The sequence below is a fragment of the Clostridium celatum genome (assembly GCF_021412605.1).
GTDB classification, from domain to species: domain Bacteria; phylum Bacillota; class Clostridia; order Clostridiales; family Clostridiaceae; genus Clostridium; species Clostridium celatum.
In genome coordinates, this window is record NZ_JAJKGM010000006.1 from 1 (window position 1) to 19,878 (window position 19,878).

A 19,878-nucleotide genomic window follows, 5' to 3' on the forward strand; every position below is an offset into this window, starting at 1 on the left:
CCGCCGTGTACCAGACCGGTACGCACGGTGGTGTGAGAGGACGGAAAATAAAATAATTATTTTCCTCCTACTCGATTGTGTATAAATTTGACTAACTTTGTAACGTGAGATAAAAAAATGAATAATATTATAGTATAGCGTAAGATGAAAGAGGGGTATTCGAAATGGGATGTAATAATTCAAATTATGGTTACAATTATGCTCGCAGAGTTTATTATTATCAAATGAATAGAATATATAATTATTTAGGAAAAGCAGTATATTCAATTTTACAAGAAGTTGATTTACCAAAATGCTATAAACCATTAAATAAAAGCTTATTAGCTTTAGCTAATGGATGCCAATTGCAAAAGGGTCATCCATCAATTAAGGAGATTTTAAAAGAAGCATTAGTATGCAATGAAAAACAAAAATGTAGTTGTAACGATGAATGTAATCACATTCGTCATTGTAAGTACATTGATGAATGCAAGTGTAATAATGATTATAACTGCAATGATGATTGTAATTATGAAGATGAATGTTATTATAAAAATGAGAAGCATCATAAAGATGAAAAGCATCACAAAGATAAGGACTATCATAAATATGGATGCTATGATAAGCATGAAAAGAAATATGATGAATGTAATTGCAATAATGATTATAACTACAATGATGATTGTAATTATGAAGACAATTATTATGAAGATGAATGTTATTATAAAAATGAGAAGCATCATAAGGATGAAGAGCATCACAAAGATAAGGGTTGTCATAAATATGGATGCTATGATAAGCATGAAAAGAAATATGATGAATGCAATTGCAATAATGATTATAGCTATAATGATGATTGTAATTATGAAGACGAATATTATGATGATGGATGTTATTATAAAGATGAAAAGCATCATAAAGATATGGGCTATCATAAAGATGGATGCCATGATAAACATGAAAAGAAATATGATGATGGATGCTATGATTTAGAGAATATATGTGATGATTTAGATAGCATATGTGACAACTTAGATGATATGTGGGAAACTCTAGAAAAAGATTGTGATGATTTTTACAAAGAATATTAATTAATAACAAAATACCTTAGATAGGGATAAATATAACTATCTAGGGTATTTTTGTTTTATAAATAAGATTTAGATATAGTTACCATTTGTGATTATTTAAAATATATATTAAAATTAGTATAACAAAGGGGGAGTACTTTTGAATAAGTTAAACATTTCAAGGTATAAAAAAAGTATATTAGCAATAATTACAGCAGTTATAATGTTAATATTAGCATCAATAATAGGAGTTAAAGTATCTGCTAAAATTGATAAGGATGATAAATATAATTATATAATGGATCTAATTAAGCAGGAAAAATACATTTATGCATTAGGTGAGCTAGAAGATATACAGGATTTTTCAGCATATAGTAAAGAGGAAATAGAAAAAATAAATAATTATAAGAAAATGCTTACAAAATATATAGAAATTGATGAAGAAGCCTATGTTAGAGATTTAATTAAAGCTTTAGAAGAGTTTTTAAATAATTATAGAGAAACTTTGAATGAAGATATATTTGAAAAACTTAAAGAAAGTTTAGGATTAAAAATAGATAATTGTAAAGAAAAGATAAAACTATTAGATGAAGAAAAGAGCAAAATTATAGAAGTTATTGAAATGGATATAGTAGAAGGAGAAACTCTATTAAAAATATTTAAGAGTGAAAACCCTAAAGAAGATGTTAGTGAAATTGAAGCTATTATAGAAAATAGAAAAGAAGAAATAGCATTAAATGAAGAAAACGCTGGTAATACTAATAAAGTTGAAGCTGAAAAAGCAACTACAGAGGAAAATACTGATGTTAGTGAAAATGAAGCTATTACAGAAACTAATAATGATAATGAACCTAAAATTTCAAATACTATAGCAGCACAAAGTTCAAATCAATTAATTACTGTAGTAAGCAATGGTGGTAGTTATGCAGAACTTACTATGTGGGAAAAATTATCTAATGGAAAATGGATTGAAGTTGATTCTATGCCGGCTAGATTAGGAGAAAATGGAATGAAATATTATGGTGATGTATATGAAATGGACAAGTGCACACCAACAGGTATTTATACATTAAGTGAAGCCTTTGGAATAAATGAAAATCCAGGTTCAGCACTTCCATATAGAGTATTAGATGGAAGTGAATATTGGGTGGATGATGAAAATTCTGATTACTATAATACTATGCAGTTTGGAGATGCAAATGGAAGATGGAATTCGGCTGAACATTTATCAAGCTTTCAAGGGTATTATAATTATTCCATAGTCATAGATTATAATAGATGGCCTGTAATATCAGGAAAAAGTTCAGCTATATTTTTACATTGTGATTTAGGAAGTTATACATATGGATGTGTAGCTATAGCTGAAGATAAGCTTATTAATATATTAAAATGGCTAAAACCCAATAATAATCCTAAGATTATATTAGATTTTACATATGATAATATATACAATAATTATTAATAGTTAGCCCTATAGTTTTTATATTAATATATATTTGTATTGATATAGAAACTATAGGGGTTTTCATTTACAATTTTTCATTTCCATATATAAATGAAAGTAAGTCTTCTTTTTCAGAGATAGTAGCTTTTCTTTTAAATTCATCTTCAAATGCAATTAATGCTTCATCAATGGAAAGTTTATTTTCAGTTATTAATGCTATTTTTTTCATATAATTAAAAAACTCTAAAAAGGAATCTTTTGTGTAAATATCATTATGAGATGGAACTACATAGTCAGCTTCGCAACATTTTATTTCAATAAGTAGAGGTATAAGCTTTGATTTAGTGTAACTCCAATTTCCATTAAACATATCTAAATAAAGTGAGTCACCAACAAAAACAGTATTTTTATCATCACCTTCAACTGAAACAATTGTATTGTCATTAGCATGGTCACTAGAAATATGTTCTAGGGAAACCTTAATTCCACCTAAATCAATCTTTAAATATTCATCAAATACTATTTCTCCTTTAGGCAGAGTGAATTTTCTATTACTATCTGGGTGTTCTATTTTAATATGTTCTAAGCAAAATTCTATTTCAGTTCCATTTTTTATTCTTTCTTTAATAGCTTCATCTGTCCATTCAAGCTTGCTTTGTTCCTTTAGTTTATCATAAGTTATACCATTAACTATAGTAGTTAAGTTCATGTAATTAGCTCCAACTATATGATCCCAATGGTGATGAGTTATAACTAAATATTTCAGAGGAGATTTGCTTACTTTCTTAGCTTTTTCTAAAAATTCTTCCGCATGATTTTGAGAATTACCACCATCAATAACTAAACTACAGTTATCTCCAATAATAAGACCTAAAGTAGGTCTATCTCCAGCTTTTTTATAATCCATATAATAAACTCTATCAGTAAGCTTTTTTAGCATATTTTCACAACCTTTATATTTAGTTTAAATTAAATTCATTAATTTAATTTGTGCAATTTATTAAATAATTATATCATTAAGTTATGTTTACTAGCAATTTAGCTTTCTATAAAAAAATATATGAAAATAGAGAATTATTAATATAAATAATTTAGAAAGACAATTTTGTATAAATAAATTAATTTTACATAAATAAAGTAGTCATTTAAAATAATTAAATTATAATTTTAATAGCTATATGCACTATAATATAAAGATGAAAAGAGTTAAATAATATAGTAATATATAGGTAATTAAATTTTTATAAAAAGGATGGGTTTTTATGAGGTACTATATCAAATCAAAGCTTTTTAAAATAAAGGAAGATTTTTGGGTTAAAAATAATAGAGGAGAAGAAGTTTATTTTATAGATAAAGAGTTCTTTAGTTTTGGGTTACAATTTAGAGTAATAGAAAATAACAATGTTCTTTATAGAGTAAGAGAAAAACTTTTAAAGTTTATGCCAAGCTATGAAATTTATGATAGTAATGATAACATTATAGGATATGTAAAAAAGCAAATAACTTTCTTTAGAGATAATATATTGGTAGAAAGTAATTATGGTAACTTTGAAATCGAAGGTGATATTTGGCATTATAGATATAGAATTAACCATAATGGGAGAACTGTTGCATATATAGATAAGGAACTTTTATCATTTACAGATAATTATTATGTAGATATAGACTATGAGAATAATCCATTTATAATAGCATTAGTAGTAATTATTGATAATATAATTGATAAGAAAAATAATAATTAAAATATGACCAGGTGAAAGATAATAATTTTATTTCCCCTGGTCATATTTTTATACTATTCACATATATCAATAAAAGCTTTTGCACTATTAGTTAGAAATTTATTTTTATGATAAATAACACTAAAGTATCTATCAAGAGAAATATTTTTTATATTAAGCATTTTAATTTCTTTTCTATTTATGCTATCTTTAACTAATAAATAAGGTAATATAGACAATCCAAGTCCGAGAGTAACAGCTTTTATTATAGCTTGAGTGCTTGAGCTTTCCCAAATTATATTTAAATCAATTCCTGCAGTAGCAAAAATATTATCACATAATTCTCTTCCAGCACTACCTTTTTCACGCAAAAGAAAATTCTCATTTTTTATATCATTAATATCTAGTTCGTCATGATTAGATAATGGATGATTAATACCACATATTAATACTAATTTATCTTCTTTAAAGTGATGGCTTTTTATATATGAATTATGAATATTACCTTCTATTAAACCTATATCTATATAATTATTTAATATATGTTGTTCTATGGTATCGGAATTATCTACAATAGCTTGTACTTCAATATCAGGATAAATTTCCTTAAATGATTTTACATACTTAGGCAATAGATAAGTTCCTATAGTTATACTAGCACCTATACGAATAACTCCATGATTATCAAAATTTTTAACTTCCGTTTCCATTTCATCAAACAACTTTACGATATGATTTGCATATTGTAAAAGTTTTTTTCCAGGCTCTGTTATATACAATCTTTTTGAAATTCTATCAAATAGTTTTATACCATAGTAATTTTCAAGTTCTGAAATTGCAACACTTATTGAAGGTTGTGCAATAAATAATTTTTCACCAGCAGCAGTGATGCTACCAGTTTGGCAAACAGTTACAAATATTTTAATATGTCGTAAAGTCATAATATACCTCTCTTAATTATATATAATAAAAATCTTATGAATTATATATAATTATACTATTTAACATATGACCTCTCAATATATATACTTACATTATAGGTGTTTATAAGAAAAAAAGTAAAAGATTGTTTTAAGGGGGGAGTCGTGAATGAAAAATAAAAAGGAAATATATATTAAGCTTTTTTTATCTACCTTTTATTTGAGTGCTTTCACTTTTGGAGGTGGATATGTAATAATCTCGCTTATGAAGAAAAAGTTTGTTGATGATTTAAAATGGATTGAAGAAGAGGAAATGCTAAATCTTACAGCTATAGCACAATCTTCACCTGGAGCGGTGGCTGTAAATGCTTCAATTTTAGTAGGATATAAAATTGCTGGAATATTTGGTGCATTAGTATCAATTATAGGTACAATATTACCACCATTTATTATATTATCTATCGTTTCTATTTTTTACACAGTGTTTCGAGAAAATATAGTTGTAAATTCAGTTTTAAAAGGTATGCAAGCTGGTGTTGCAGCTGTAATTGCTGATGTTGTGATAAATATGGCTAGTAATATATCTAAAGAAAGAGAAATAATATCAATAGTTGTTATGATGGGGGCTTTTATTGCTACATATTTTTTTAAGGTAAATGTGATGTATATAATATTAGTTTGTGGAATAATAGGTGCGTTAAAGGTTGTTATTAAAGCTAAAAAGAAAGGTGGCGACGAAGAATAATGTTTTTATTAGAGCTTTTTTGGAGCTTCTTTCAAGTTGGATTATTTAGTATAGGAGGAGGAATGGCAGCAATGCCATTAATACAAAATCAAGTAGTTGATATTCATGGTTGGCTTACTTTAACTGAATTTACAGATTTAATTACAATTGCTGAAATGACACCAGGGCCTATTGCAATAAATTCTGCAACTTTTGTTGGAATAAAAGTTATAGGTATCCAGGGAGCAATTGTTGCAACTTTAGGCTGTATATTACCATCTTGTATTATTGTTTCAACACTTGCTTTTATATACTTTAAGTATAAGGATGTAGACGTAATAAAAGGTATTTTGTCAGGACTTAGACCTGCTGTTGTAGCACTTATTGCATCGGCTGGAATATCTATTTTAATTCTTACTATTTTTGGAGAAAAGGGCTTTTCTTTTAATATAGAATCAATTAATTTTATTGCAGTGATACTTTTCACAATATCTATAGTTATATTGCGTAAATTTAAAGTAAATCCAATATATGTGATGATTGGTTCAGGTTTTCTTGGAGGAATAATTTATTTAATTACTTAAAATTTTAAATTTGTAACTAATGATAATTTTGAGAATATTATTATATTGTGGAATAGCTTAAGATAAAGGAAAGAGAATATATGGGGTTGTATAATAGATATGAGTTTAGAGCTTATTCTTGTCAAATGAGCAGAATATATAACTATTTAGGAAAATATTTATATAAAATTTTAGAAGAAGTAGATTTGCCAGAGTGTCATCCAACATTAAATACTAGTATTTTATTATTAATTAATGGAAGAAAGCTTCCTAAGGGACATCCTTCTATAGAAGACATATTAAAAGAGCAGCTAGGTTGTGAAGATAAAAATTAAATTGCTAGAAATCATCATGCTGAAAAAAGTTTAAGATATTGCTTATAACAATATCTTAAACTTTTTTTTGTTTATTTTGAGATAATCCTGATAAATAGTGTAAAGGTTAATATCTTTACTATATTTAGTCATTAAACTTATAACAAGAGCGATAACATAGATTCTGATATATGATCAACATCAATTTTAAATAATTTACAATACTTATAAAATAAAACAAAGATACAATATAATTACAAAACACAATATATTAATATAAAACAACAATAAAATTGTTGAGAAAACATTTACAGATAATGTAATATTTTAATAACGAGAGAATTCTCGCATAAGTAAAGGGGGAAAAAGAATGAAAAACAATAAAAATGTAGCTAATTCAAGAAAAACTTTAAGTAAAAGATTGGCTGTATTAGTAGCAACTGCAGTAGTAGCAAATCAAGTAGCATCAATAGCTGTACCAGTTAAGGCTAATGATGTTAATAGTGAGGTTATTAGAGTTGAAAATGCTCAAGCTAAAAGTAGTGAGGTATATACTTTAAACTTTGATGAAACAGATTCTAATGCTCCTGAGTGGCATAATATTTCGGGCGATGGAACTAGAACAATAGAAAATGGATATTTGAATATAACAAGAAATAGTTCTGCCGGAAATAATTTTGTATTCTATGATCAAAAAGCTCCTATGCTAACAGATGGGGAAGTTGAAACAGAATTTTCATTTGAGGGTGGAACTAGTAGATTTGGTGTTGTTGTAAGACCAGCAACAGATGGTAATTATTTGTTTATTGGATATAATGATTCAGGTAAGTGGTTAGTAGAAAGTAACTCAGGTTGGAAAGATGATATAGCAGGACCTACACTTGTGGAAGGTCAAGCTTATAAATTAAAGGCTAGATTTGAAGGTAAAAAAATAACTATTTGGGTAGATGGAGAGCAAATATTTAGTGATGAAGTAGATATAAATAATATGCCAACAGGACAAGGTTATGGAGTAGGATTTAGAACTTGGTATGATAGTAAAAGTATTAAGGTAAATTATTTAAAATTTGGTCCAGTAGGCTCAATAGAAGACAATAATCTTAATAAAGATATAAAGTCAGTAGAAGAAGTTAATGTTGAAACTATAGTTAAAACTGCACCTAAATTACCAGCTAAGGTTAATGTAGTTTATGAAGATAATTCAACTGGAACCGAGAATGTAATATGGAATTCTGTAGATAAAGAAAGTTATGCAAAAGAAGGTACTTTTGAAGTTATAGGAACTTTAGAAGGAAGAGAAGATGTTACAGTTACAGCTACTGTTACAGTTAAAGCTGCAACTGATGGGGATTTACTTCCACCGGATGTTGTTTTAGAAGAAAAGACTTTAGTTTCAGAAGATATGACTGTAGTTTTAGATAATAACTTCCCAAGAGTTATAAGATATGAATGGAAAGATGGAGAAGTTTTAACTGGTGAAGAAGAACAATTATTTAAAGTTGATATAAATGACTTTAGTTATGTTCCATCAGTAGAATTTACTCAAGTAGATGCTAAAACAGCAGACTATACTATGACTTTTGATCAATTAGATGTAACTATGAAGGTAAGATTATCTTTAGCTAAAGATAATGTTTTAAGAATGGAAGTTACAGAAATAAAAGAAGAAGGTAGTTTTAAGGTAAGAACTATTAATTTTGCAAATCATAGTTTAGCATCTGTAAAGAGTACTGAAAATGGAAAAATATCAGGGGTATTAACTACAGGTGATTGGAATAATATTAAAGAAAGCTTTGAAGATGTAGCTAATGTTAAGGCTGGAGATTATTCTAAGACTTATGGAATAATAAATGATGATAAATTTGCTATAACTATAGATAATAACGTTGTAGAAGGTGGAAATAGAGTAGTTGTTAATGTAAGTGATGAAGATGGTTACAAAAAAGCAGGGTTATCAAATGGTACTTGGGTTTATAGAGAATCAGTAAACTCTGCTACTACTCCAGCATTTGAAGGAACTATTGGAGGAGTTGAAATTAAGGGTAATACTAATCAACCTATCTTCTCTAATGACAAAAAAGTTCAAAGCTATATGGGTAAAGAATATGAAGCAGTTTATTGTGGATTAGGTGGAGTAGAAGATTTTGAAGGTTTAGATCTTACTGGAAAGGTTGCTATAGTAGATAGAGGAACCCATACTTTTGAAGATAAAGCTAAAAATGCACAAGCAGCAGGAGCATCTTATATTATTTGTATTAACAATGTAAGTGGAGCAGTTCCAGAACAAGGTTATAAAGATACTATCAATATGATAGGTTTAAGTAGTGAATATGGAGATTTAATAAAAGCTACACTAGATGAAAATAACAGAACAACTGTTAAGTTAAGCTTACAAGAATCAGATGTAGTTCCAGGTAATCCAGAAGAATTACCATGGTCACAAATTATGATTGCTAGAGATGAAAACGGAAATGGTAAAGTAAATTGGCAAGATGCTGCTATACTTTATAGAGAAAACATGGAAGAAGTTCAAGGCGCAGATTATGTTAGAAATAGCTTCTCATATATACCATTTAACATTGGTTCATTAGCACAATCACCATTCTTATATACTGCAGATACAGTTAAAAAGTTATCTAATTATACTGATGGATTTGGGCAATTAGTATTAGAAAAAGGATATCAAGGGGAAGGACATGATGATGTTATTGCTGATATCGGAGGACATACTGGTATAAGACAAGGTGGTAAAGATGACCTTAATACTTTAATTGAAATTGGTAAAGACTATAATGCTAAGATTGGTGTTCATGTTAATGCCACTGAATATCATTTAGATGCCTTTGAATTAGATGTGGATAATTTAAAACCAGGTTTCCAAAAGGGCTGGGGATGGAAAGATGATTCTTATTATGTAGATCAAAAACAAGATGTAATAACAGGTGAACTTGAAAGAAGATTTAGCATGCTTAAAGAAGATCATCCAGATTTAGCATGGATATATGTTGACGTATATACAGGAAATGGATGGAATGCAAATGAATTAGCTGAAATAGTTAATAATAATGATTGGATGCTTGCAACTGAATTTAATGGACCGTTAGAACAACAAGTTGCTTGGACTCACTGGGGAGGAGACCCTGCATATCCAAACAGAGGTAATGAAAGTACAATTACGAGATTTATAAGAAACCAAGAACAAGATGTCTATATGTCTGATGACCTATTAAAAGGTGGTAAGCATATGTTATCTGGTGGATGGGGAACTAGACATGATATAGAAGGATTCTATGCTGTAGAAACATTCTATAATCAAACATTACCATCAAAATATATGCAACACTTTGAAATTCAAGAGTGGGAAGATGACGGAACAGATGGTGGATTTGTTAAGTTTAATGATAACTTAGAAGTTATAAGAGAAAATGGATATAACAACATGTATAAGGACGGTAAGTTAATATCATCTACTGCTCAAGATACTATTGATGATAGAGGAATAGGGAAGACAACATTATTTATTCCTTGGACTTGGGAACAATTAAGTGATGAAGCAGAGAATAAAGTATATCACTGGAATCCATACGGAGGAGAAACTACTTGGGAACTTCCAAATGGATGGGAAGGAACTCAAACTGTTAAGCTATATGAACTTTCAGACTTAGGTAGAACTTTTGTTGAAGAAATAGAAGTTGTTAATGGACAAGTTACTATTGATGCTAAGGAAAATACTCCTTATGTAGTATTCCAAGAAAAAGTTTCTGAAGATAGAATTGATAATTGGGGAGAAGGAACATTAATAAATGATCCAGGATTTGATTCTCAAACATTAGATAATTGGACAGTAGAATCAACTTCTGACAATATGGATCATATTTCTATAATTAATGAAACAGTTGCTAGAAGAAATGGTAATGATGCATTATTTATTCAAGGAATAGATAAAGTAGATCCATCATTAATACCACAATCTCAAATGACAGCAACAGCAACAACTTATCAATCAGGTGAAGATGCAAGCAAAGCTATTGATGGAAATGAAGGAACTTTATGGCATGCTAGCTATTCAGGAGTTACAGGCCCACAAAGCATTACTTTAGATCTTGGTGGAAGCTATGAAGTAAACAAAGTTACTTGCCTTCCAAGACAATCAGGAACTAATGGTATAATAACAAAATATGAATTACAAGTAAGTAATGATGGAATAAACTTTACAACAGTAGCTCAAGGTGATTGGGATAAATCAGCATCACTTAAAACAATAAGCTTTGATACAGTAGAGGCTACACATATTAGATTAGTTGCTAATGAATATGTAAATGGATTTGTATCAATAGCAGAATTAAATGTTTATCAAGATGTAGAAATTCCAGATGAAGATAAGGTATTTGGAGAAGGTGCAAATATTTCTCAAGATTTAACTGGTTTAGAACCTGGAAAAACTTATACTGCTTCTGTATGGGTTAAGAATTATGGAGATAGAGAAGTTACTTTAGGCGTTAATTGTGGTGGAGTAGACACTACAAGTACAATTGATAGAGCAACAACTAGAATGAATGTTGGTGAAGGTTTAAAATGGCATGGTGAAAAATTAACTAGAATGAGAGTTGAATTTACAGTGCCAGAAGGAGTTACAACAGCCAAGCTTTATGTTGATATTCCAAGATCAGAAGAAGCTACAAGTGTAATGTTAGATGACTTTAGAATTTGGACAAATCCTCTAGAATCAGAAGCAACAAATAGAGAAGGGTATGTATTATACGAAGACTTTGAAAATGTTGATGAAGGTCATGGACCATTATATATGGGTCAAGCTTTAGGAACTGATAATAGAACTCATTATGCAGAAAAAGATCCAGAAGGAAAACAATACATGAACTGGGTAATCAGTGATAGATTCTCATTAAAGACTAATCAACAAGCTGGAACTGTTGGTGAAATGTTATTAACAGACCAATCAACATTACAATTGGAACCTAATACAACTTATGAATTAGGATTCAAATACACTAATAAGATTGATAATTTATATTCTGTAGCAATTAAATCAGCAACAGAAGGTGTGTTATTTAGTGAAGTTTTAACTCCGGGTGAAGTTATAGGAACACCAGAAGATGGACCAAACTACAGCAGAGAAGTTAAAGAATTCAAGATAGAATTTACAACTGGAGATGCAGTTGATTACTACTTATCAATAGATAAGGGTAATGGATATGATGAGTTAGTATTAGATGATTTATATATTAAGGATTTAACTTCTACAGATGAAGGTGAAGATGTAGTAGTAAATAAGAGTGCATTACAAATAGCAGTAGAAATAGCCAATGAAGTAACAGAATCTGATTTAGCAAATGTTGTACCAGCAGTAGTTACTGAGTTTAGAGCAGCTTTAGAAGAAGCTAAGGCTATATTAGCAAAAGAAAATGCTACTGAAGCAGAAATAAATGCATCATTTGATAGATTAAGTGCAGTAATGCAAATGTTATCTTTTGAAAAGGGAGATAAAGAAGTTTTAGGTTCATTAATAGAAAGAATTAATGGATTAAATGGTGATGAGTATATTTCTAATACTTGGACAAACTTACAAACTGCATTAGAAGTTGCAAATGCTGTTATGGCAGATGAAAATGCAATGGAAAATGAAGTTTCTGAAACTTATAAATCTTTATTAAGATCATTCTTAGAATTAAGATTAAAACCAAGTAAAGATAAATTAAATGATTTAATAAATAAAGTTCAAACTCTTGATAGTAGCAAGTATACAGCTAAGAGTTGGAAAGCTGTAGAAGCAGCTGTAGAAAAGGCTAATGCAGTTATGAATAATGAAGATGCAACTGAAGATGAAATTGCAAATGCAGAAAAGAGTTTACAATCTGCAATTGATGGATTAAAAGAAACTGCATCATCAGGAAGTAATTCAGGAAGCAGTAATAATAATGGAAGTACTAATAACAGTGAAAGTAATAATGTTGCAAGTGGTACTGGAAGCAATAACTCAAGCAATACTTCAAACTCTGGAAAATTACCAAACACAGGTGGAGTAAATAGCTTATGGGTAGCTCTTACAGGTGTATTAGCAGCAGGTGCTGGATTCCTTACTAGAAGAAAGAAATAATCAATTAAACAATATACTATTAAATAAAAAGAAAATTAAAATTTTATTTTAAACAAACTAAGAGCTAGGTAAATCTTCATCTAGCTCTTATGTATTTTATTAAATCCAATTTATATTTGCATCTTTTCTTGGGACTGTTCTTTGGTATTTAACATCAGGATATCCAATAACTAAGCAAGATATTATTTGCTTACTATCTTGTATTCCAAGTAAATTTAATATTTCTTTATTATCTTGAGAAGCAACTAATAAGAAGCCACTAAAGAAAGTACCAAGACCTAAGGCATCAGTCATAAGCTCCATATTTGAAGAAGCTAATCCACCATTTATTGGAGATGGTGAAGAAACAAATATAGCAAGAGGTGCATTAAAGAATAATCTATCATTTTTTATTGGATCTTCTTTAAATTGCTTATAGCTATATAGCCACATGTTAGCATATCTTTTAAGATGTTCAGTTTCAGGAGTTAAATTAGCTAATATATATTCACCTTTTTTTCTTAATGATTCATAAGCTAGTTCTCTTAGTTCGTTTAATTTTTCAGTAACAACAGTGTAAGAAACATCTTGACTATTAGTTGAAGTTTGAGTAAATCTTCCAGCATCAATTATCATTTTAATTTTCTCTGTTTCTACTGATTTATTTTTAAATCTTCTAACACTTCTTCGAAATTTAATAAAATTCAAAAGATTTTCAGCATCTATTGCAAAGGTTCCTTTATTATATTCTTTTACTTCAGACATATTATAATCATCTGTTGAAACCGCTTCTACTGGGCAAATAGCAACACAATGGCCACATTTTATACAACCTTCATTATTAATATCTGCTTTGCCATCTACTAAAGAAATAACACGGGTAGGACAATCTTTAATACATTGCATACAGGCAATACATTTTTCTCTATTAACTTTAAACATTATATACACTCCTTAATAAAAAATGAGATATATGATTTCATCTATATCTCTTAATACTTTCCAAGGCTGCTGTTAAAAAGTAGTTTGTACCTTTTATAACGAAATAAGTGCCAAGCTTTAACTCATTATTAGAGTTCCCCTTTTTTATCAAATTAATTCTTATATTTTTCAATTATATATTTTGATAAAGATGAATTTTTATAGTTTCTAAGTGAATGTCTTAAAGTTATTAATTCTGTTACAGGTTTATTAAATAGAGTATTCATTAATAATTTTTCCTTTCAATTAGGAATATAGGATATAGTAGAGTAAATTTGCAAAATATAGAATAGTATCTTAAAAGAAATGAAATAAAAGTTTAGAGGAGAACATAATATTAAGGTTTTAGAATGAAAAAAAATTAAATTTTAAATCAATGGCTATGTAAATATTTTCAAATAAGGAACTTTATTAAATATTTATTTGTCTAATAGATATACTGAATAAAAGGAAGGTAAGAATTATGAGAAAATCAATATTTACATTATTTCTTGGGTGTATTTGTATTATATCTATACTTGGAGGATGTTCTAAAGTAAATAAAGTATCTATGACAGGTAGATATTTAAAATCTACTAGTGATACACATCTTATTATTGATGAAAATAACTCACCAATTGTAATGGGAAATAGTTCTAAAAAGGATAGTATTTTTGAAGGGTTACAAACAGGAGATAAAATTGAAATTATATGTAATAGCGAAATTAGAGAAACCTATCCAGCAGGTACTGATATATATAGTTGTAAGTTAATTGAAAGAGGGACTATAGAGGATATACCAAAAGAGACATTAAAAAGCCTAGAAGAAATGGAGTGGACTTTTGATTTCTCTGAAATAGATAATTAATTAAGGCAATAGTTTTATTTGTAACTGCTATTTCAATAATTATCGTCGAAATGATTAAAAAGAAAAAGTAATATGTTAATATTTAAATATATAGTTATTTAATATATAATTAGTAATGATAAATAATGAACATATTTAAAATATTTATGATATATTAAATTAATTTGTACGAAGAAACTAGAAAGGTTGAAGTAATTATGATAAGACCAATTGTAAAAGATATATTATTTTTGGGGGAGAAATCAGAAGCTGCAACTAAAGCGGATATAGCAGTTATTGATGATTTAATTGATACATTAAGAGCAAATTTAGAGGACTGTGTTGGGATGGCTGCTAATATGATAGGAGTAAAAAAGCGTATATTGGTATTTAGTATAGGTGATATAATTGTTCCAATGGTAAATCCAGTTATATTAAAAAAAGAAAAAAGTTATGATACAGAAGAAAGTTGCTTATCTTTAAGTGGGTTTAGAAAAACAAAAAGATATGAAATAATAGAAGTAGAATATTTTGATAGAGATTTTAAGAAGCATAAACAAGTATTTAATGGTTTTACAGCACAGATAATTCAACATGAAATAGACCACTTTGAAGGTATTATAATTTAATAATAAATACTTATTACTAATTTATTAAAGGTTATTTTTTAGTTATACAAGTAAATTAAGATAATAATAAAAGCAAAGAGAGAATCTCTTTGCTTTTATTATTATCTTAATTTAAAACAACATTTTTAATATTCTCTTTATTAAGTAGATATAAAATAAAGAAATCAGTATAGAATAAGAATTTATGATATTATAAATTCATAAAGGAAGTTATTGTAAATAAAATATATAGTTTGATGTAAGCTTATATAGTAATATTAGGGGGGATTTATATGTCGCAAACAACTAAGAAGGCATTTGCAGCATCTTTAAAGAAATTATTATCACAAAAACCATTAGATAAGATAAAAATTATAGATATTACAGAGGATTGTGAAGTAAATAGACAAACTTTTTATTATCATTTTAAAGATATATATGATTTGCTGGAGTGGGTATACACTAATGAAGCAATGAAGGCTTTAGAAGGGAAAAAAACATATGATACTTGGCAACAAGGATTTAGTAAAATATTTAATTATATATTAGAAAATAAGGAATTTGTACTTAATACTTATAATTCTGTAAGTAGGGAATATTTAGAGAGATATTTATATAATGAAACATATTTACTTTTAATTGGAGTGGTTGATGAAAAATCTAAGGGTATTTCTGTTAGGGATAAGGATAAGTCATTTATAGCAGATTTTTATAAATATGCATTTGTTGGACTAGTAATAGATTGGATTAGAAAGGGAATGCGAGAAGATCCTAATGATATAATCCAACGATTAAATATTTTAATTAGTGGAAATATAGAAAAGGCATTAGAAGGTTATAGAACTGATAAAAGTTTTAAAGTAGAGTGATAAGAAATTAAATAAGTGATAAATAGTAATTTTTAAAACTAGACAAATTTTAAGATTTGTCTAGTTTTTTTACAATTATAAGGAAATGTTTAATAATTAGACATTAAGATAAAGATGTCTAGAGAAAGTATTTATAAAAAAAGCTAATATAAAAATATAAATTAAATAATTAAATGATATAAAGATAAGAGTAAAAATTAAGTATTAAAAGGGAGGGATTTTTATGTATTACAGTAATGGAAATTATGAGGCATTTGCAAGGCCACAAAAACCAGCAGATGTAGATAGAAAATCAGCTTATTTGGTAGGGGCAGGGCTAGCATCATTAGCAGCAGCGTGTTTTTTAGTTAGAGATGGTCAAATGAAAGGTGAACATATTCATATTCTAGAGGAAATGAATTTACCAGGTGGAGCTTGTGATGGAATTAAAGATAAAGAAAAAGGATTTATAATACGTGGTGGACGTGAAATGGAAAACCATTTTGAATGTTTATGGGATTTATTTAAATCAATACCATCATTAGAAACAGAAGGTGCTTCTGTATTAGATGAATATTATTGGCTAAACAAAAAGGATCCAAACTATTCTTTAATGAGAGCAACAGTTAATAGAGGAGAAGATGCGTATACTGATGGTAAGTTTACCTTAAGTGATAAAGCTTCTATGGAAATTATACATTTGTTCTTAACAAAGGATGAAGATTTATATGATAAAAAGATTGAGGATGTATTTACAGAAGAGTTTTTTGAATCGAACTTTTGGTTGTATTGGAGAACAATGTTTGCTTTTGAAGAATGGCATAGTGCACTAGAAATGAAACTTTATATACAAAGATTTATTCATCATATTGGTGGACTTCCTGATTTTTCAGCTTTAAAATTTACAAAGTATAATCAATATGAATCATTAATACTACCGATGATTAAATATTTAGAATCCAATGGAGTAAATTTTCAATATAATACTGTAGTGACAAATGTAATCTTTGAAATTGTTGGAGATAAGAAAGTAGCAAAACAAATTCAATGTATTCATAATGGGAAAAGAGAAAATATAGATTTAGTCGAAGATGATCTAGTATTTGTTACAAATGGTAGTTGTACAGAAAATGCTACTTTAGGTGATCAGGACCATGCACCAGTTTTGAATACTGAAGAAGGCGCATGTTGGAAACTGTGGAGAAATATCGCAGCACAAGACACCTCATTTGGACATCCGGATAAATTCTGCACTAATATAGAAGCCACTAACTGGGAATCGGCAACAATAACAACATTAGATTATAGAATACCACCATATATAAAAAATATATGCAAGCGTGACCCTTTTAGTGGAAATGTTGTTACAGGTGGTATTATAACTGTTAAAGACTCTTCTTGGTTAATGAGCTATACATTAAATCGTCAGCCACACTTTAAGATACAATCTGATAATGAACTTGTTGTATGGGTTTATGGATTATTTACAGATGTACCAGGTGATTTTATTAATAAACCAATGAAGGAATGTACTGGCTATGAGATTACCCAAGAATGGCTATATCACTTAGGTGTTCCAGTAGAAGAAATTCCAGATATGGCTAGGAATTCAGCACGTTGTGTACCTTGTATGATGCCATATATAACTGCATTCTTTATGCCAAGAAGTGCAGGTGATAGACCAAAGGTTGTACCAGATGGATGTGTTAACTTTGCTTTTTTAGGACAGTTTGCAGATACTGTCCGTGATACTGTATTTACTACAGAATATTCAGTAAGAACAGCTATGGAAGCAGTATATACATTGTTAGATGTAGATCGTGGAGTTCCAGAAGTATTTGGTTCTTGTTATGATATTAGAGTGCTTTTAGATTCTACATCTAAGATGATGGATGGCAAGAAAATAACAGATATTAAATTACCATTTATGGCAACATTGGCAGAAAAGAAAATTAAAAAGGAAATTGCAGGAACTGTAATTGAAGATTTATTAAAAAGATATAACTTAATATAGAATTTTTAAAGTTAAGTATAAAAAATTCCTCCCATTATAGAGCAGGTTTATTATTTTAACTGTCTACTATAATGGGAGCATATCATTATGTCCACTTTTTAGTTTTTAGAAACTTAAAGTTACCCATTTAACTTGCCTAATTGTGACATTTCGGTTGGAGATTCATTCATTCCTCTTGCTACCCATTCATTAATCCAACCAAACAAACCATAGGCAAACCATGCACTTGTATAAGCTTGTAATGAATCTTGTTCTGGTTTAGGACCACAAACAGATTTAATATTATCTAAAACTAAATGAAATAAATTAGAATAATACAGTAGTTTATAAAATTCACTATATTTTTTATAATGACTAAATAAACTTTCCACTAAGTTTGGATCTTTACTTTGTTCAAATTCACTTCCCCATTCTTGAATTAGTTGAATTAAATATTGTTTTAATACATCTTCTTTGTTAGTAAAGTTTCTATAAAAAGATGCTCTTCCAACCATAGCTTCTTTTACTATATCTGTTATTTTTATTTCTTCAAAAGAGTTAGTCTGCATTAATTTTATAAGTGCCTTGGTAATCTGTTTTTTAACATATGAATTACTTTTCTCTGTTTTCATTTGATACAAAACCTCGCTAGTTGTCTCATTTTCTTATTAAATATTGTCTTCTAGAATGCTATATGATACACTTGTCTCAAAATAATGATACATATGTATCATAGGATAGTCAAGGGGGATATAAATGATAAAGAAGATAGTAAAAATTACATTAATAGTATTAATAATTATATTTTTATTAATAATTACTTTTTTAATAATATTAAAAAATCTAGAGGTAAAAGCAGTTAAAAGTGATTATTTTAATTATGTTGACGCATGTGGAACATTAGAAAAAAAATATACTAATTATGGGGAGTTTGAGGTTGACTCTATTGAATTTAAAAGTAGAGAAGAATTATTTACTCAATATAAGATATGGTATCCATCTCAATTAAGTAAAAATTATAATAAAAAATATCCTATTGTAATATTTGTAAATGGAACAGGGGTACCGTATTCGAAATATGAAGCAACATTTGAACATTTAGCTTCATGGGGATTTGTTGTTGTAGGAAATGATGATGCGAGCTCTGCAACAGGTGAATCTTCTTCAATTACATTAGACTATATATTATCATTAAATAACAATAAAGAGAGTATTTTTTATAATAAATTAGATACAGAAAATGTAGGAATATCAGGACATTCTCAAGGTGGGGTAGGTGCAATAAACGCTGTAACTGATTTTGATAATAGTGATGTTTTTAAATCTATTTATACTGCAAGTACCACATCTATTGAATTAGCTAACGCTCTTAAGTGGACATATGATGTAACAAAAATAGAAATACCTTATTTTATGGTTGCAGGCACGGGTAAAGTTGATTCAGAAACAATAGCTCCACTTGAGTCTATAATTAATAACTATATGTATTTAAATAATGATATTAAGGCGATTATGGCTAGAAGAAAAAATGTGGACCATGGGGACATGCTACTTTATGCTGATGGATATATGACAGCTTGGTTTAGATATACATTAATGAATGATAATGAAGCAAGTGAAGTATTCAGTGGTGATTCACCTGAAATATTATCTAATAAAAATAATTGGCAAGATATAAGGAGAAAAAACCTAGATTTAAGTATCCAATTGTAGATTTAAGTATTCAATTACAGAAGATTTAATTATGTAAGTAAATATGAGGTAAATAAAAAAGAACTATATTATTCTAAATT

At 28.3% G+C, this 19,878-nt stretch carries 16 protein-coding genes; 12 read left to right on the plus strand and 4 right to left on the minus strand.

Annotation, left to right across the window (positions count from 1 at the left end):
• The first annotated feature begins 164 nt into the window (after nucleotides 1-164).
• Nucleotides 165-1,070: a hypothetical protein gene (locus LPC13_RS04095; RefSeq protein ID WP_234088620.1), complete on the plus strand. Its 906-nt coding sequence runs from the start codon at nucleotides 165-167 to the stop codon at nucleotides 1,068-1,070.
• Between the two features lie 139 nt (nucleotides 1,071-1,209).
• Nucleotides 1,210-2,511, plus strand: coding sequence for a L,D-transpeptidase family protein (locus LPC13_RS04100; protein WP_051040733.1), 1,302 nt, complete (start codon nucleotides 1,210-1,212; stop codon nucleotides 2,509-2,511).
• 67 nt (nucleotides 2,512-2,578) lie between these two features.
• On the opposite strand, the gene LPC13_RS04105 is transcribed toward LPC13_RS04100, so the two are convergent.
• Nucleotides 2,579-3,433 carry an MBL fold metallo-hydrolase gene (locus tag LPC13_RS04105; protein ID WP_005216240.1) on the minus strand — a complete coding sequence of 285 codons (855 nt, stop codon included), beginning with the start codon at nucleotides 3,431-3,433 and terminating at the stop codon, nucleotides 2,579-2,581.
• 322 nt (nucleotides 3,434-3,755) lie between these two features.
• Here LPC13_RS04105 and LPC13_RS04110 point away from each other — a divergent pair, with 322 nt between their 5' ends.
• Nucleotides 3,756-4,235: an LURP-one-related/scramblase family protein gene (locus LPC13_RS04110; RefSeq protein ID WP_005216241.1), complete on the plus strand. Its 480-nt coding sequence runs from the start codon at nucleotides 3,756-3,758 to the stop codon at nucleotides 4,233-4,235.
• A gap of 53 nt (nucleotides 4,236-4,288) precedes the next feature.
• On the opposite strand, the gene LPC13_RS04115 is transcribed toward LPC13_RS04110, so the two are convergent.
• Nucleotides 4,289-5,155 (minus strand): LysR family transcriptional regulator, encoded by an 867-nt coding sequence (locus LPC13_RS04115; protein WP_005216242.1) that lies wholly within the window; start codon nucleotides 5,153-5,155, stop codon nucleotides 4,289-4,291.
• A gap of 148 nt (nucleotides 5,156-5,303) precedes the next feature.
• Between LPC13_RS04115 and LPC13_RS04120 the strand changes: the two genes are divergently transcribed.
• The 4 genes from LPC13_RS04120 (at nucleotide 5,304) to LPC13_RS04135 (ending at nucleotide 12,850) form a co-directional block, all read left to right on the plus strand.
• Entirely contained in the window at nucleotides 5,304-5,879 is a 576-nt protein-coding gene (locus tag LPC13_RS04120; RefSeq protein WP_005216243.1) for a chromate transporter, read from the plus strand.
• Nucleotides 5,879-6,442: a chromate transporter gene (locus LPC13_RS04125; RefSeq protein WP_005216244.1), complete on the plus strand. Its 564-nt coding sequence runs from the start codon at nucleotides 5,879-5,881 to the stop codon at nucleotides 6,440-6,442. The genes LPC13_RS04120 and LPC13_RS04125 overlap by 1 nt, the downstream gene beginning before the upstream one ends.
• An 80-nt stretch (nucleotides 6,443-6,522) precedes the next feature.
• Complete coding sequence (locus LPC13_RS04130; protein WP_005216245.1) at nucleotides 6,523-6,756, plus strand: hypothetical protein; 234 nt, start codon at nucleotides 6,523-6,525, stop codon at nucleotides 6,754-6,756.
• Nucleotides 6,757-7,105: 349 nt separating this feature from the next.
• Nucleotides 7,106-12,850, plus strand: a complete 5,745-nt coding sequence (locus tag LPC13_RS04135; RefSeq protein WP_005216246.1) for an endo-alpha-N-acetylgalactosaminidase family protein — start codon at nucleotides 7,106-7,108, stop codon at nucleotides 12,848-12,850.
• A gap of 99 nt (nucleotides 12,851-12,949) precedes the next feature.
• On the opposite strand, the gene LPC13_RS04140 is transcribed toward LPC13_RS04135, so the two are convergent.
• Nucleotides 12,950-13,771 (minus strand): nitroreductase family protein, encoded by an 822-nt coding sequence (locus LPC13_RS04140; protein ID WP_234088621.1) that lies wholly within the window; start codon nucleotides 13,769-13,771, stop codon nucleotides 12,950-12,952.
• 502 nt (nucleotides 13,772-14,273) lie between these two features.
• Here LPC13_RS04140 and LPC13_RS04145 point away from each other — a divergent pair.
• From LPC13_RS04145 to LPC13_RS04160, 4 genes are all read left to right on the plus strand, one after another.
• Nucleotides 14,274-14,657 carry a DUF3221 domain-containing protein gene (locus LPC13_RS04145; RefSeq protein WP_005216249.1) on the plus strand — a complete coding sequence of 128 codons (384 nt, stop codon included), beginning with the start codon at nucleotides 14,274-14,276 and terminating at the stop codon, nucleotides 14,655-14,657.
• Between the two features lie 197 nt (nucleotides 14,658-14,854).
• On the plus strand, nucleotides 14,855-15,265 hold the full coding sequence (locus LPC13_RS04150) for a peptide deformylase (RefSeq protein WP_040420225.1): 411 nt from the start codon (nucleotides 14,855-14,857) through the stop codon (nucleotides 15,263-15,265).
• Nucleotides 15,266-15,537: 272 nt separating this feature from the next.
• Nucleotides 15,538-16,113 (plus strand): TetR/AcrR family transcriptional regulator, encoded by a 576-nt coding sequence (locus tag LPC13_RS04155; RefSeq protein WP_005216252.1) that lies wholly within the window; start codon nucleotides 15,538-15,540, stop codon nucleotides 16,111-16,113.
• Between the two features lie 223 nt (nucleotides 16,114-16,336).
• Entirely contained in the window at nucleotides 16,337-18,106 is a 1,770-nt protein-coding gene (locus LPC13_RS04160; protein ID WP_005216254.1) for an oleate hydratase, read from the plus strand.
• A gap of 119 nt (nucleotides 18,107-18,225) precedes the next feature.
• Here LPC13_RS04160 and LPC13_RS04165 read toward each other — a convergent pair whose 3' ends face one another.
• A complete protein-coding gene (locus LPC13_RS04165) occupies nucleotides 18,226-18,717 on the minus strand; it encodes a TetR/AcrR family transcriptional regulator (protein WP_005216256.1) in 492 nt (163 codons plus the stop codon).
• Nucleotides 18,718-18,841: 124 nt separating this feature from the next.
• On the opposite strand from LPC13_RS04165, the gene LPC13_RS04170 reads away from it, so the two are divergent.
• Nucleotides 18,842-19,798 (plus strand): poly(ethylene terephthalate) hydrolase family protein, encoded by a 957-nt coding sequence (locus tag LPC13_RS04170; protein ID WP_005216258.1) that lies wholly within the window; start codon nucleotides 18,842-18,844, stop codon nucleotides 19,796-19,798.
• The last annotated feature ends 80 nt before the right edge of the window (nucleotides 19,799-19,878 follow it).

Bases quoted from the DNA above. Each gene is read 5' to 3' on its own strand.
- LPC13_RS04095 (WP_234088620.1), top strand. From the start codon at position 165: ATGGGATGTAATAATTCAAATTATGGTTACAATTATGCTCGCAGAGTT.
- LPC13_RS04105 (WP_005216240.1), bottom strand. From the start codon at position 3,433: ATGCTAAAAAAGCTTACTGATAGAGTTTATTATATGGATTATAAAAAA.
- LPC13_RS04110 (WP_005216241.1), top strand. From the start codon at position 3,756: ATGAGGTACTATATCAAATCAAAGCTTTTTAAAATAAAGGAAGATTTT.
- LPC13_RS04115 (WP_005216242.1), bottom strand. From the start codon at position 5,155: ATGACTTTACGACATATTAAAATATTTGTAACTGTTTGCCAAACTGGT.
- LPC13_RS04120 (WP_005216243.1), top strand. From the start codon at position 5,304: ATGAAAAATAAAAAGGAAATATATATTAAGCTTTTTTTATCTACCTTT.
- LPC13_RS04125 (WP_005216244.1), top strand. From the start codon at position 5,879: ATGTTTTTATTAGAGCTTTTTTGGAGCTTCTTTCAAGTTGGATTATTT.
- LPC13_RS04130 (WP_005216245.1), top strand. From the start codon at position 6,523: ATGGGGTTGTATAATAGATATGAGTTTAGAGCTTATTCTTGTCAAATG.
- LPC13_RS04135 (WP_005216246.1), top strand. From the start codon at position 7,106: ATGAAAAACAATAAAAATGTAGCTAATTCAAGAAAAACTTTAAGTAAA.
- LPC13_RS04140 (WP_234088621.1), bottom strand. From the start codon at position 13,771: ATGTTTAAAGTTAATAGAGAAAAATGTATTGCCTGTATGCAATGTATT.
- LPC13_RS04145 (WP_005216249.1), top strand. From the start codon at position 14,274: ATGAGAAAATCAATATTTACATTATTTCTTGGGTGTATTTGTATTATA.
- LPC13_RS04150 (WP_040420225.1), top strand. From the start codon at position 14,855: ATGATAAGACCAATTGTAAAAGATATATTATTTTTGGGGGAGAAATCA.
- LPC13_RS04155 (WP_005216252.1), top strand. From the start codon at position 15,538: ATGTCGCAAACAACTAAGAAGGCATTTGCAGCATCTTTAAAGAAATTA.
- LPC13_RS04160 (WP_005216254.1), top strand. From the start codon at position 16,337: ATGTATTACAGTAATGGAAATTATGAGGCATTTGCAAGGCCACAAAAA.
- LPC13_RS04165 (WP_005216256.1), bottom strand. From the start codon at position 18,717: ATGAAAACAGAGAAAAGTAATTCATATGTTAAAAAACAGATTACCAAG.
- LPC13_RS04170 (WP_005216258.1), top strand. From the start codon at position 18,842: ATGATAAAGAAGATAGTAAAAATTACATTAATAGTATTAATAATTATA.